Source organism: Telluria sp. GW821-FHT07G12 (assembly GCF_059418525.1).
The window spans coordinates 232,504-245,974 of the sequence record NZ_JBWKQA010000005.1; the positions used below are offsets into that span (position 1 = coordinate 232,504).

General features: G+C 64.7%; 14 protein-coding genes. 6 read left to right on the forward strand and 8 right to left on the reverse strand.

Annotated features, from left to right (window positions below; translation table 11 throughout):
- Window positions 1–100 precede the first annotated feature (100 nt).
- A complete protein-coding gene (locus AC07PE_RS19650; RefSeq protein ID WP_498767547.1) occupies window positions 101–1,498 on the forward strand; it encodes a pyridoxal-phosphate dependent enzyme in 1,398 nt (465 codons plus the stop codon).
- Window positions 1,495–2,673, forward strand: a complete 1,179-nt coding sequence (locus tag AC07PE_RS19655; protein ID WP_498767549.1) for a trans-sulfuration enzyme family protein — start codon at window positions 1,495–1,497, stop codon at window positions 2,671–2,673. The genes AC07PE_RS19650 and AC07PE_RS19655 overlap by 4 nt, the downstream gene beginning before the upstream one ends.
- Before the next feature lie 4 nt (window positions 2,674–2,677).
- On the opposite strand, the gene AC07PE_RS19660 is transcribed toward AC07PE_RS19655, so the two are convergent.
- From AC07PE_RS19660 to clpS, 3 genes are all read right to left on the reverse strand, one after another.
- The gene (locus tag AC07PE_RS19660; protein ID WP_498767551.1) at window positions 2,678–4,255 is read right to left on the reverse strand and encodes a methyl-accepting chemotaxis protein; all 1,578 of its coding nucleotides are present in this window, start codon (window positions 4,253–4,255) and stop codon (window positions 2,678–2,680) included.
- 123 nt (window positions 4,256–4,378) lie between these two features.
- Window positions 4,379–6,679: an ATP-dependent Clp protease ATP-binding subunit ClpA gene (gene clpA / locus AC07PE_RS19665; RefSeq protein ID WP_498767553.1), complete on the reverse strand. Its 2,301-nt coding sequence runs from the start codon at window positions 6,677–6,679 to the stop codon at window positions 4,379–4,381.
- The gene (clpS, locus tag AC07PE_RS19670; RefSeq protein ID WP_027864722.1) at window positions 6,676–6,978 is read right to left on the reverse strand and encodes an ATP-dependent Clp protease adapter ClpS; all 303 of its coding nucleotides are present in this window, start codon (window positions 6,976–6,978) and stop codon (window positions 6,676–6,678) included. The genes clpA and clpS overlap by 4 nt, the downstream gene beginning before the upstream one ends.
- A 344-nt stretch (window positions 6,979–7,322) precedes the next feature.
- On the opposite strand from clpS, the gene cspE reads away from it, so the two are divergent.
- Window positions 7,323–7,526, forward strand: coding sequence for a transcription antiterminator/RNA stability regulator CspE (gene cspE, locus AC07PE_RS19675; RefSeq protein ID WP_036165387.1), 204 nt, complete (start codon window positions 7,323–7,325; stop codon window positions 7,524–7,526).
- Between the two features lie 62 nt (window positions 7,527–7,588).
- Here cspE and AC07PE_RS19680 read toward each other — a convergent pair whose 3' ends face one another.
- Together AC07PE_RS19680 and icd are read right to left on the reverse strand one after the other, a co-directional pair.
- A complete protein-coding gene (locus AC07PE_RS19680) occupies window positions 7,589–7,876 on the reverse strand; it encodes a hypothetical protein (protein ID WP_498767557.1) in 288 nt (95 codons plus the stop codon).
- 7 nt (window positions 7,877–7,883) lie between these two features.
- Window positions 7,884–9,140 (reverse strand): NADP-dependent isocitrate dehydrogenase, encoded by a 1,257-nt coding sequence (gene icd, locus AC07PE_RS19685; RefSeq protein ID WP_498767559.1) that lies wholly within the window; start codon window positions 9,138–9,140, stop codon window positions 7,884–7,886.
- Window positions 9,141–9,193: 53 nt separating this feature from the next.
- On the opposite strand from icd, the gene AC07PE_RS19690 reads away from it, so the two are divergent.
- Together AC07PE_RS19690 and AC07PE_RS19695 are read left to right on the forward strand one after the other, a co-directional pair.
- Complete coding sequence (locus tag AC07PE_RS19690) at window positions 9,194–9,772, forward strand: pseudouridine synthase (RefSeq protein ID WP_498767561.1); 579 nt, start codon at window positions 9,194–9,196, stop codon at window positions 9,770–9,772.
- Window positions 9,773–9,870: 98 nt separating this feature from the next.
- The gene (locus AC07PE_RS19695) at window positions 9,871–10,071 is read left to right on the forward strand and encodes a hypothetical protein (protein WP_498767563.1); all 201 of its coding nucleotides are present in this window, start codon (window positions 9,871–9,873) and stop codon (window positions 10,069–10,071) included.
- A gap of 131 nt (window positions 10,072–10,202) precedes the next feature.
- On the opposite strand, the gene rpsT is transcribed toward AC07PE_RS19695, so the two are convergent.
- Complete coding sequence (gene rpsT / locus AC07PE_RS19700) at window positions 10,203–10,469, reverse strand: 30S ribosomal protein S20 (RefSeq protein WP_047823157.1); 267 nt, start codon at window positions 10,467–10,469, stop codon at window positions 10,203–10,205.
- A gap of 200 nt (window positions 10,470–10,669) precedes the next feature.
- On the opposite strand from rpsT, the gene murJ reads away from it, so the two are divergent.
- A complete protein-coding gene (gene murJ, locus AC07PE_RS19705; RefSeq protein ID WP_498767565.1) occupies window positions 10,670–12,220 on the forward strand; it encodes a murein biosynthesis integral membrane protein MurJ in 1,551 nt (516 codons plus the stop codon).
- Window positions 12,221–12,256: 36 nt separating this feature from the next.
- Here murJ and AC07PE_RS19710 read toward each other — a convergent pair whose 3' ends face one another.
- Together AC07PE_RS19710 and AC07PE_RS19715 are read right to left on the reverse strand one after the other, a co-directional pair.
- Window positions 12,257–13,102, reverse strand: a complete 846-nt coding sequence (locus AC07PE_RS19710; protein WP_498767567.1) for a type II secretion system protein — start codon at window positions 13,100–13,102, stop codon at window positions 12,257–12,259.
- Window positions 13,096–13,470, reverse strand: coding sequence for a type II secretion system protein (locus tag AC07PE_RS19715; RefSeq protein ID WP_498767569.1), 375 nt, complete (start codon window positions 13,468–13,470; stop codon window positions 13,096–13,098). The genes AC07PE_RS19710 and AC07PE_RS19715 overlap by 7 nt, the downstream gene beginning before the upstream one ends.
- Between the last annotated feature and the right edge of the window lies 1 nt (window position 13,471).

A 13,471-nucleotide genomic window follows, 5' to 3' on the forward strand; every position in this document is an offset into this window, starting at 1 on the left:
AAAGGCTTAATATGGCCCAAGCCGGGCGCCCGGAATCCGTCCTAAGATCACCCTTTTATCGACGGCCCGGCACCCGCCTTGCGCCCTATCGGAGGCATTCATGAAAGCTTCGCAGCCTGCTCCACAGCCCGCGTCGGCGGCGGCAATTTTTTCGCTGATCGGCAATACCCCGCTGGTCGAGGTGACCCGGATGGATACCGGTCCCTGCCAGTTGTTTCTCAAACTCGAATCCCAGAATCCCGGCGGCTCCATCAAGGACCGCATCGGCCGCGCCATGATCGAAGCGGCGGAGCTGGATGGCCGCCTGAAGCCCGGCGGCACCGTGGTCGAAGCCACCGCCGGCAATACCGGCCTGGGCCTGGCCCTGGTCGCCCGTATCAAGGGCTACCGCGTGGTGCTGGTGGTGCCGGACAAGATGGCGGCCGAAAAGGTGCTGCACCTGAAGGCCCTCGGCGCCGAAATCCACCTGACCCGCTCGGACGTCGGCAAGGGCCATCCCGAGTACTACCAGGACTATGCGGCGCGGCTGGCGCGCGAGATTCCCGGCGCCTGGTTCGCCGACCAGTTCAACAACCCGGCCAACCCGCTGGCCCACGAGACCACCACCGGCCCCGAGATCTGGGAGCAGATGAAGCACGAGGTGGACGCCATCGTCGTCGGCGTCGGCTCGTCCGGCACCCTGACCGGACTGTCGCGCTATTTCGCGAAGGTGCAGCCGGACGTGGAATTCGTACTGGCCGATCCGCAGGGCTCGATTCTGGCGGAGTACGTGCGCACCGGGCAGGTGTCGTCGGTCACGGGCTCGTGGGCGGTCGAGGGCATCGGCGAGGATTTCATTCCCTCGATTGCCGACCTGTCGCGCGTGCGCCGCGCCTACACCATCGGCGACGAGGAAAGCTTCAACACCGCGCGCACCCTGCTGCGCCAGGAAGGCCTGCTGGCCGGCTCCTCCACCGGCACCCTGCTGGCCGCCGCCCTGCGCTATTGCCGCGAACAGAGTACGCCCAAGCGCGTGGTCACCTTCGTCTGCGACACCGGCACGCGCTACCTGACCAAGGTATACAGCGATGGCTGGATGGTCGACCAGGGCCTGCTGCAGCGTCCGCGCACGGGCGACCTGCGCGACCTGATCGGCCGCCGCTACGACGATGGCGACGTCGTCACCGTGGCCCCCACCGACACCCTGCTGACGGCCTTCAACCGCATGCGCAGCGCCGACCTGGCCCAGCTGCCCGTGATCGACCGCGGCCGCCTGGTCGGGCTGGTGGACGAATCGGACATCCTGAAGCACGTGACCGACGAGCGCGAACACTTCCAGGCGCCGGTGGCGGGCACCATGACCGCGGACTTGCAGACCCTGCCGCCATCCGGCAGCATGCAGCAGCTGCGCGAGATCCTCGACCGCGGCCTGACCGTCGTGATCGCGGAAGGCGACCGCTTCTACGGGCTGATCACGCGCTTCGACCTCCTCAACCATTTGCGCAGGACCCTTAAATGAGCACCAGCGATACCAAGCGCCACCTGGCGACCCGCGTCATCCACGGCGGCCAGTCCCCGGACCCGGCCACCGGCGCGGTGATGCCGCCGATCTACGCGACCTCCACCTTTGCCCAAGAAAGCCCGGGCGTGCACAAGGGCCTGGACTACGGCCGCTCGCACAACCCGACCCGCTGGGCGCTGGAGCGCTGCGTGGCCGACATCGAGAGCGGCGGCGCGGCCTTCGCCTTCGCCTCCGGCCTGGCGGCCATCTCCGCGGTGCTGGAGCTGCTGCCGGCCGGTTCGCACATCGTCGCCGGCGACGACATGTACGGCGGCACCTACCGCCTGTTCGAGCGCGTGCGCCGCCACAGCGCCGGCCACGAATTCACCTACGTCGACCTGACCGACCCACTGGCCCTGGCCAATGCGCTGCGTCCGGAAACGAAGATGGTGTGGGTCGAGACGCCCACGAATCCGATGCTGAAGCTGGCCGACCTGCACGCCATCGGCGCGCTGTGCCGCGAGCGCGGCATCCTCAGCGTGTGCGACAACACCTTCGCCAGCCCCATCGTACAGCGCCCGCTGGAGCAAGGCATCGACATCGTGGTGCACTCGACCACCAAATATATGAATGGCCATTCAGATGTCATCGGCGGCGTGGCCGTGGTCGGCGCGGAAGCGCGTCACCAGCCGCTGCGCGAGCGCCTCGGCTTCATCCAGAATGCCGTCGGCGCCATCCAGGGGCCCTTCGACAGCTTCCTGGTGCTCCGCGGGATCAAGACCCTGGCCCTGCGCGTGGAACGCAGCTCGTCGAATGCGATGGAGCTGGCGCACTGGCTGGAAGACCAGCGCAAGGTCAGCCGCGTGTACTACCCCGGCCTGGCTTCGCACCCCCAGCACGATCTGGCGCGGCGCCAGATGCACGGCTACGGCGGCATCATTTCGATCGACCTCGATACCGACCTGGCCGGCGCGCGGCGCTTCCTCGAGCATTGCGAAGTCTTCACCCTGGCCGAAAGCCTTGGCGGCGTGGAAAGCCTGATCGAGCACCCGGCCATCATGACCCATGCGACCATCCCGCCGGAGCAGCGCGCTGCATTGGGCATCGGCGATGGGCTGATCCGGCTGTCGGTCGGCATCGAGCATGTCGACGACCAGCGCGCCGACCTGGCGCGGGCGCTGGCCGCGGTTTAGTGCCTCAGGCCGGCAGCGACAGCGCCGGCCTGCGTGCTTCCCCAACCTTGAAGGTCGCCACCACGCCGGTCAGCCGCTCGGCCTGGGCGCGCATGGTCTCGGCCGCGGCGGCGGCCTGCTCGACCATCGCGGCATTCTGGCGGGTGGCCTCGTCGATCTCGGCGATGGTGCGGCGGACCTGGGCGATGCCCTCGGCCTGCTCGGAGCTGGCGGCATCGATGGCCCCCAGCAGATCGGCCACCTGCTGCACGCGCTCGAGGATCTGGCGCATGGTGGTGCCGGCCGCGCCGGCGATGCCCGCGCCGGATTCGATGGCGCCCAGCGATTCCGCGATCAGGGTCTTGATCTCCTTGGCCGCCGAGGCCGAGTGCTGGGCCAGGCTGCGCACCTCGTTCGCGACCACGGCAAAGCCGCGTCCTTCGGCGCCGGCGCGCGCCGCTTCCACCGCCGCATTCAGGGCCAGGATATTGGTCTGGAAGGCGATCCCGTCGATCATCGCCGTGATGTCGCCGATCTTGGCGGCCGACTGGCGGATCGTGGCCATGCGCTCGACCATCTGCCCGACCGCGCCCGCCCCTTCACGCGCCACCCCGGATGCCGCCAGGGCCAGCTCGCTGGCGTCGTGGGCGTTCACGTGGTTCTGCTGGACGGCTTCGGTCAGCTCGACCATGGACTGCACGGTGGCGTGCAGGCTGCTGGCCTGGTGCTCGGTGCGCTGCGAGAGGTCGCGGTTGCCGGCGGCGATGTCGGCCGAGGCATCGTCGATCAGGCGCGCGCTGTCCAGCACCTTGACCACGGTGGCCGAGACGCCGCCGGTCATGTGGTTGAGGGCGTCGAACAGACGGCCGATCTCGTCGCCGCGCGCGTGGCGGATGGTGGCGCTGAGGTCACCGCGGGCGACGCGTTCGGCCAGCTGCACGGCATCCTGCAGCGGCGCGACGATGCTGCGCGTGAGCAGCCAGCCGGCCAGGCCGCCCAGCAGCAGCGCGGCGCCGCCCACTGCCAGCAGCAGCATGCGGCTGAACAGCGAGGCATTGCCGGAAGCGGCGGCCATTTCGCGCGCCTGGCGGGTCTGGTAGGCCAGCAAGGCATCCAGCGCTTTCGTATAAGCGTCGAAGCTGGTGGCCATGGTGGTCGATGCCAGCTGTTCGACTTCCTGGGTCTTGCCGAGGTCCTTGGCCTGGAACACCTGCCTGCGCACCGCCACATAAGCGGCCTTGCGCTGCGCTGCCTGGCCGGCCAGCCGGCGCTCGTCCTGGCTCGAAGGCAGGGACTTCAGGCGCGCTTCGAGCGCGGCTTCTTCCTTGTCGCCCTCGGTCAGCTGGGCCTGGAAATAGTCGCCGGCCTCCAGGCTGTCGCTGCGCGCGATGGCGCCGGCGCGCACGCCGTTCAGGCGCGCCATGCCGAGCAGCTCGGCGGTCAGCTGCTGGCTGGCCAGCTTGTTGTTGACCAGGTCGTTCGTCAGCGTGTCCGCAGCCTGCATGCGCCACAGGGCGACGCCGCAGATGACGGCGATGGCGGCGGAAACGGCGGCGAAGGCGCCGATGATCTTGGTACCGGTCTGGATGTTGGATAAGCGCATATCACGAGTATGTGCTTGCCTTATGACAACTTCATGACCGCGGGCCGGCCCAATATGACAGGCGAAAAAAAACCCCGCACTGGGCGGGGTTTTCTGTGACCGGCGCGAGGCCGACAATTCCAATTACTCGATCTCGACCGTTTCGACCGGCTCTGGCGGCGGCGGGACGTCGCCTTCCGGGAACTCGAGGACCACATCGTCCTTGTCGTTCAGTTCCACCGTCACGCGTCCGCCGTTGACCAGGCGGCCGAACAGCAGCTCGTCGGCCAGCGCCTTGCGGATCATGTCCTGGATCAGGCGCGACATCGGACGGGCGCCCATCTGCGGATCGAAGCCCTTCTTGGCGAGGAACTTGCGCAGCTTCTCGCTGAAGACGGCTTCCACCTTCTTCTCGTGCAGCTGTTCTTCCAGCTGCATCAGGAACTTGTCCACGACGCGCAGGATGATTTCCTCGTCCAGCGCGCGGAAGCTGATGATCGCATCCAGGCGGTTGCGGAACTCCGGCGTGAACATGCGCTTGATGTCGGCCATCTCGTCGCCTGCCGCCTTCGAATCCACGAAGCCCACGGAGCGCTTGGTCAGGCTTTCGGCGCCCGCGTTCGTGGTCATGATGATGATCACGTTGCGGAAGTCCGCCTTGCGGCCGTTGTTGTCGGTCAGCGTGCCATGGTCCATCACCTGCAGCAGGATATTGAAAATGTCCGGGTGGGCTTTTTCAATTTCGTCCAGCAGCAGCACCGCGTGCGGCTTCTTGGTGATGGCCTCGGTCAGCAGGCCGCCCTGGTCGAAGCCGACGTAGCCCGGCGGCGCACCGATCAGGCGCGACACCGCATGGCGTTCCATGTACTCCGACATGTCGAAGCGCACCAGCTCGATGCCGAGGATGAAGGCCAGCTGCTTGGCCACCTCGGTCTTGCCGACGCCGGTCGGACCGGAGAACAGGAAGGAGCCGATCGGCTTGTCCTGCTTGCCCAGGCCGGCACGGGCCATCTTGATCGCGGCCGACAGCGCTTCGATGGCCGGGTCCTGCCCGAACACCACGTTGCGCAGGTCGCGGTCGATGGTCTGCAGCTTGCTGCGGTCGTCCTGGTTGACCGTTTGCGGGGGAATCCGCGCGATCTTCGCGATGATGTCCTCGATCTCGGTCTTGCCGATGGTCTTCTTCTGCTTCGACTTCGGCAGGATGCGCTGGGCAGCACCGGCTTCATCGATCACGTCGATCGCCTTGTCGGGCAGGTGACGGTCGTTGATGAAGCGCGCCGCCAGTTCCGCCGCGGTGGACAGCGCCGACGACGAGTACTTCACGCCGTGGTGCTCTTCGAAGCGCGACTTCAGGCCACGCAGGATCTGCACGGTCTGCTCGACCGACGGCTCGTTGACGTCGACCTTCTGGAAGCGGCGGCTCAGCGCGTGGTCCTTCTCGAACACGCCGCGGAATTCCGTGAACGTGGTCGCGCCGATGCACTTCAGCTGGCCGTTCGCCAGGGCCGGCTTCAGCAGGTTGGACGCATCCAGCGTGCCGCCCGAAGCCGAACCGGCGCCGATGATCGTGTGGATCTCGTCGATGAACAGGATGCCGTTCGGCGTGTCCTTCAGCTGCTTCAGCACCGCTTTCAGACGCTGCTCGAAGTCGCCGCGGTACTTGGTGCCGGCCAGCAGCGCGCCCATGTCCAGCGAATACACGACGGCATTCTGCAGGATTTCAGGCACGTCTTCCTGGACGATGCGCCATGCCAGGCCTTCCGCGATCGCGGTCTTGCCGACACCAGCCTCGCCGACCAGCAGCGGGTTGTTCTTGCGGCGGCGGCACAGGATCTGGATCACGCGGTCCACTTCCTCTTCGCGGCCGATCAGCGGATCGATGCGGCCATCGGCGGCAGCCTTGTTCAAGTTCTGGGTGAACTGATCCAGCGGGCTTTCCTTGGTCTGGCCTTCGACCTGCGCTTCTTCCACGCCTTCCGACGCCTTCTGGCTGTCGATCTGCTGGTCCTTGCGCACGCCGTGCGAGATGAAATTGACCACGTCGAGACGGGTCACGCCCTGCTGGTGCAGGTAATACACCGCGTGAGAATCCTTCTCGCCGAAGATCGCCACCAGCACGTTGGCGCCGGTAACTTCCTTCTTGCCGTTCGAGGCGGATTGCACGTGCATGATCGCACGCTGGATCACGCGCTGGAAACCGAGGGTCGGCTGGGTATCGACCTCGCCCGTGCCGGGCACGGTCGGGGTGTTGTCGCCGATGAAATTCGTCAAGGTCTTGCGCAAATCTTCGATGTTGACCGCGCACGCACGCAGGACTTCAGCGGCCGACGGGTTGTCGAGCAGCGCCAGAAGCAGGTGTTCGACCGTGATGAACTCGTGTCGAGCCTGCCGCGCTTCGACAAAGGCCATATGTAAAGAGACTTCCAATTCCTGCGCAATCATACTTCCTCCATCACGCACTGCAGGGGATGACCTGCCTTGCGCGCATGCGTTAATACAAACTCCACTTTGGTACACGCTATATCTTTGGAAAACACGCCGCACACCCCTTTACCATGGCGATGTACGGAAAGCATGATCTGCGTGGCCGTCTCGCGATCCTTATTGAAGTACTCCTGGATGATGGCGACCACGAACTCCATGGGTGTGTAGTCGTCATTCAGCAGCGCCACCTGGTACAGGGGGGGTGGCTTTACGGTCTGCCGCTCCAGCAGCTGTTCGGTATCGTGCTTGGTTGCCATAAGAGTATTCTAAGATGCTTTCGCTGTTCGTGCGTACGTTAACAATCAGGGACAAACAAGGTAGTTTCCTGTGCGATCCCATGTGCTTTCCATCTTACGCGTTTTCCCTGCTGCGCGCAGATGGCGCCCCGATTGCAAAAATCAAGAGCTTGTTCTAAAGCAGTAGTGAAAGTTTTTGCAACACGTGCTCAAAACCGCTTGACTTACAAGATTATTGCAACAACAATGCAGTTATTGACATGTACTTATGTACTTGTTGATAAGAAGTGAGCAGGCTGAGGAGGGGGCAAGAAGCTTCTTGCTTTTATGGCTCGTGTGATTCGTTTTTAATCGAAGGTTATTTTATGGCAACAGGTACTGTGAAGTGGTTCAATGATTCCAAAGGTTTTGGCTTCATCACCCCAGATGACGGCGGCGAAGATTTGTTCGCGCACTTCTCCGCAATCAATATGAACGGTTTTAAGACCCTCAAAGAAGGTCAAAAAGTCCAATTCGAAGTCACGCAAGGCCCTAAAGGCAAGCAAGCTTCCAACATCGTGGGCGCGTAAGTTTCCCTCGGAAGCAAAAAGCCCCGCTCCGGCGGGGCTTTTTTTGTTTGGACGCCGTTTCCTCAGCCGCGGTGTCCGATACCTCCATGGCCGAGCCCTTCCACCAGGGTGGCATACAGCGCCGGCACATCGCGCAGGATCTCGTCGACTTCGGGATCTTCCAGCGCCCGCTTCTCCTCGATCGGCTTCATCAGTCTCTGGTGGCGCTCGGCCAGTTCCCGGCCGCAGGCGGCCAGGGCCGGCGCCACTCGCGGGTCGCGTTCCAGCCCCAGCAGATAATCGACGCCGCCCAGGCGCTGCACGCCGTAGAGCAGCTGGCCGATCAGCTCATATTTGGGCGCGTCCGACATCCGCGCCTCAGCCCATGCACTCGATCATCACCTCGCCGAAGCCCGAGCACGACACCTGGGTCGCGCCTTCCATCAGGCGGGCGAAGTCATAGGTGACCCGCTTCGAGGTGATCGCTTTCTCCATCGAGCTGATCAGGAGATCGGCCGCCTCCGTCCAGCCCATGTGGCGCAGCATCATCTCGGCCGACAGGATCAGCGAGCCCGGGTTCACATAGTCCTTGCCCGCATACTTGGGCGCGGTGCCGTGGGTGGCCTCGAACATCGCCACCGAGTCCGACATGTTGGCGCCCGGTGCGATGCCGATGCCGCCCACCTGGGCCGCCAGCGCATCCGAGATGTAGTCGCCGTTCAGGTTCAGGGTGGCGATCACGCTGTATTCGGCCGGGCGCAGCAGGATCTGTTGCAGGAAGGCGTCGGCGATCGAATCCTTGACCGTGATGTCGCGGCCGGTCTTCGGATTCTTGAACTTGCACCACGGGCCGCCATCGATCAGCTCGGCGCCGAACTCGCGCTGGGCCAGCGCATAGCCCCAGTCGCGGAAGCCGCCTTCCGTGTACTTCATGATATTGCCCTTGTGGACCAGGGTCACCGAGGGCTTGTCGTTGTCGATCGCATACTGGATTGCCTTGCGCACCAGGCGCTCGGTGCCTTCGCGCGAGACCGGCTTGACGCCGATGCCCGAGCTCTCCGGGAAGCGGATCTTCCTGACGCCCATTTCGTTCACGAGGAAGTCGATGATCTTCTTCGCGCCTTCGGATTCGGCGGCCCATTCGATACCGGCGTAGATGTCTTCGGAGTTCTCGCGGAAGATCACCATCTGGGTCTTCTGCGGCTCCTTCAGCGGCGAAGGCACGCCGGCAAAGTAGCGCACCGGGCGCAGACAGACGTACAGGTCCAGCTCCTGGCGCAGCGCCACGTTCAGCGAACGGATGCCGCCGCCGACCGGGGTCGTCAGCGGGCCCTTGATCGAGACCACATATTCCTTCACCGCGTCCAGCGTCTCGGGCGGCAGCCAGACGTCGGGACCGTAGACCCGGGTCGACTTCTCGCCCGCGAAGATCTCCATCCAGACGATCGTGCGCTGGCCGCCGTAGGCTTTCGCCACCGCCGCGTCGACCACCTTGCGCATCACCGGGGTAATGTCCACGCCCGTGCCGTCGCCCTCGATATAGGGGATGATCGGCTGGTCCGGCACGTTCAGCGAGCCATCCTGGTTGACGGTGATCTTTTTACCTTCGGCGGGCACTTGAATATGTTCGTACATTGAGATCTCCGAAATACAATACGGATTGCTATTTTGCTCTAAAAACCTCTTCCATGTCCCTCATCTTATTTAATAAGCCATTCCAGGTCCTCTGCCAGTTCAGCGCCGAGCCGGGCCGCGCCTCGCTCGCCGACTATATAGATATCCCCAACATCTACCCGGCCGGCCGCCTGGACGCCGACAGCGAAGGCCTGATGCTGCTCACCGACGACGGCAAGCTGCAGCACCGCATCGCCCATCCGGACCAGAAGGAAGCCAAGACGTATATCGTGCAGGTAGAAGGCGTGCTCGAGCCTGCCCTGCTCGCCCGCCTGCAGGCGCCGCTCGACCTCGGCGACTTCGTGACCAAGCCATGCCGCGCGGTGCAGATCGCCGAACCCGAATGGCTGTGGCCGCGCAATCCGCCGATCCGGGCCCGCCAGGACAAGCCGACCAGCTGGATCGCGATCACGCTCGAAGAGGGCAAGAACCGCCAGGTGCGGCGCATGACGGCCGCGGTCGGCTTGCCGACCTTGCGCCTGGTGCGCATGAGCATCGGACCGTTTTCGCTGTCCAGCCACCCGCTGATGCCGGGCGAGTGGATGGAAGTGCCGGCGGAGGCCGTGGGCGCCGCCAAGGCACGCGGCGCTTGATTTGCTTCAAGTTTGACAAGCTAAGGCAGGACAGACCCCTGCCGTTAACAAGCCAGATCCGCGTCCGTGGGTCGACTTCTTAACGAAAAGGAATCGCAATGACCAAACTCCTCGCTGGGCTGTTTGCTTCGCTGTTCGCCGTTTCCGTCGTCGCCGCCACCCCGGCCGCTCCCGCCGCGGCACCGGCCGCTGCCGCCGCCGAGCCGGCTGCCGTGGCCCCGAAGAAAATGAAGAAGATGAAAAAGATGAAGAAAGCGCACAGCGCCGAAGCGATGCCTACCGATCCTGCCACGAAGTAATTGCCAAAAACCGGGGTCAGAGTCCGGTTTTGAGCAATTGATCAACGAAAAAACCCGCCGGACCAAATGGTCGGGCGGGTTTTTCATCCTTCAGAACCTGCGCGGCAGAGGCCGCGCGGCGGTGTCGCTAATTAGGCCGACAGGGCCTTGATAGCGGCAGCCAGGCGGCTCTTGTGGCGAGCGGCCTTGTTCTTGTGGATGATTTTCTTGTCAGCGATGCTGTCGATGGTCGACACGGACTGCTGGAAGATGGTGGTCGCAGCGGCCTTGTCGCCAGCCTGGATGGCCTTCTTGACAGCCTTGATTGCGGTGCGCAGGGTCGAGCGCTGAGCCGAGTTGTGAGCGTTTTGCTTAACTGCTTGACGAGCGCGCTTACGCGCCTGTGCGGTATTTGCCATGGAATTTCCTAATCGGTGTAAGTTGCGTCCGCAAACACCTCAAACGATTAGTGTCTGCCAACTGAATTCAATACAGCCCTCGATTATAGCGAAGGTTTCATCGCAGGGCAATTCCAAATTCATACTCCTGTCCGCTTTCCTCTGCAAAATGCGACGCCCGCAAGTTTTCGCGGGCTATTGCCCAGCTATAATCGCGGCCTATGAACCTACTCCGAACCCTGGCGGCCATCTCGAGCATGACGATGGTTTCCCGCCTCACCGGCCTGCTGCGCGACACCCTATTCGCCCGCGCTTTCGGCGCCAACCCCTACACCGACGCCTTCTATATCGCGTTCCGCCTGCCCAACCTGCTGCGCCGGCTGTTCGGCGAAGGCGCTTTCTCGCAAGCCTTCGTGCCCATCCTGGCCGAATACAAGACCCAGCAGGGCGAAGCGGCGACCAAGAGCCTGGTCGACCACGTCGCCAATACCCTGGTCTGGGCGACCGTGCTGGTCAGCATCGTCGGCATCGTCGGCGCGCCGCTGATCCTGATGGGCATCGCCAGCGGTCTGGACGGTGACGGTTTCGACAAGGGCGTGGTCATGACCCGCCTGATGTTCCCCTACATCGCCTGCATGTCCTTCGTGGTGCTGTCCGGCGCCGTGCTGAATACCTGGCGCGAATTCAAGATCCCGGCCTTCACGCCGGTGCTGTGGAATCTGTCCTCGATCTTCTTCTCGCTGTTTCTGGTCAAGTACTTCGAGGTGCCGATCTATTCGATGGCGGTGGCCGTGATGGTCGGCGGCGTCGCCCAGATCGCGATCCAGATCCCGGCCCTGAAGCGTATCGGCATGCTGCCGCGCCTGTCCCTCAATCCGCTGGCCGGCCTGAACGACCCGGGCGTGCGCCGCATCCTCAAGAAGATGGGCCCGGCCGTGTTCGCTGTTTCCGCTGCCCAGATCAGCCTGCTCATCAACACCAACTATGCCTCGAACATGGGCGGCGGCGCCGTCTCGGTGCTGCAATATGCCGACCGCCTGATGGAATTCCCGACCGGGATCCTGGGCGTGGCGCTGGGCACCATCCTGCTGCCCAGCCTGTCCAAGGCCAACACCGACGGCGACATCGCCGAATACTCGGCCCTGCTCGACTGGGGCCTGCGCCTGACCCTGCTGCTGGCCCTGCCCGCCGCGGTCGGCCTGGCGGCTCTGTCGACGCCCCTGATCGCCGCCCTGTTCAATTACGGTGAGTTCAAGGCCGCCCACGTGGCCGCCGCCACCGCGCCGCTGATGGCCTATGCCGTCGGCCTGCTGGGCATCATCCTGGTCAAGATCCTGGCGCCCGCCTTCTATGCGCGCCAGGACATCCGCACCCCGGTGCGCATCGCCATCGGCGTGCTGTTCGCGACCCAGGCCATGAACCTGGTTTTCGTGCAGCTGATGGGCATGGGCGTGGCCGGGCTGGCGCTGTCGATCGGCATGGGCGCCTGCCTCAACGCGCTGTTCCTGTACCTGGGCCTGCGCCGTCGCCAGATCTACACGCCGCACGCCGGCTGGCTGCCCTTCTTCCTGAAAGTGGTGGTCGCGACCGCGCTGATGGGCCTGGCCGCCTGGTTCAGCCAGGCGCAGCTCGACTGGGCGGCGCTACGCGCGCATCCGGTTCTGCGCATCGGCGCCCTGCTGCTGATCATCGGCCTGAGTGCGGCCGTCTACTTTGCGGTGCTGTTCGTGCTGGGCTTCCGTCCGCGCGACTTCATGCGCCGGGCGAAGTAAGCAAGTCGCCCGCGAGGGCGTCGAAGGCAAGGCGCGTCAGCGGCGGTTGGGCTCGTGCGCGTTCTTGTCCTTGTTTTCCTTGTCGTCCTTCTCGTCGTCGCCGGTGCCCGAGTCTTCGGCCGGCTGCGGCGGCTCCGGCGCTTCCGGCGCTTCCACCTTCTCGGGCGGCGCCTGGACGGGTTCGGGCGGTGGCGGCGGTTCCGCCGGCGAGGGCTTCATGATGCCGGGGTTGCCGCGCCCCGGGAACAGCGAAGGCGGCTCGGACGGCGGTTGGCCCGGCTGGCCTGGCTGACCAGGCGGATTCTGAACCTGGCCCGGCTGGCCCGGCTGCCCTGGCGGGATCTGAACCTGCCCCGGCTGCCCCTGCGCCACGCCCTGCCCGGTCGCCGCAAACTTCCAGTCCGCGATGTGCTCGCGGTTCTCCAGGCCCTGGAAGCGCGCGTCGAAATTCGCCTGCTTCAGCGGCTTCGATTGCGACAGGCTGTACACGGCCACCACGCCGCTGCCGCCGCTGCCATTGAGGCCATTACCCTTGTTCAGCCAGACGATGCCCCACTCGGCCTTGCCGGTGATCGGGTCGACGAAGATCTTGCGCAGGTGGCGGCGGACGCCGGGCACGCGCGGGTCCTTCAGCAGCTCCTCCAGCGAAGGCGGCTGGGTCGGCTGGCCGCGCGGCGTGGCCTCGGCATAGCTGGTCAGCGCGGCGCTGAAGGCGGCGCCGATCTCCAGCAGCTCTTCCTCGGCGGCGGCGCGCCGCAGCAGGGCGTCCGCCTTCAGGGTGGCGGCGCCCACCAGGCCGATGATCGCCACCAGCACGATCAGGCCGACGTAGGTGAAGCCGCCCGCGCCGCCTGCCCTGAACGAAGGCCGCGCAGCTACCATTCCGAATACGGCTTGCCGTTGCGCCCCTTGCCCCCGGCGCTGCTGTGCAGGTCGTAGACGCTGCCGCGCGACGGGTCGTCGGGCGGCACGATCACCCAGTTGGCGTCCGTCTCCGCGATCGGGTCCATGGGCAGGTGGGGCAGGTATTTTTTCTCGACCAGCTGGTCCAGCGATTCAGGATAGCGGCCGGTGTCGGCATAGAACTGGTCGATCACGGCGCGCGTGTTGCGCAGGTTCTCGGCCAGGATGGTCTCTTTGGTCTTGTCGACGCTGGGGAAGAAACGCGGTACGGCAAGCGTCAGCAGCAGGGCCACGATGCCCAGCACGATCAGCAGTTCGATCAGGGTAAATCCGCGATTGCGCTTCATC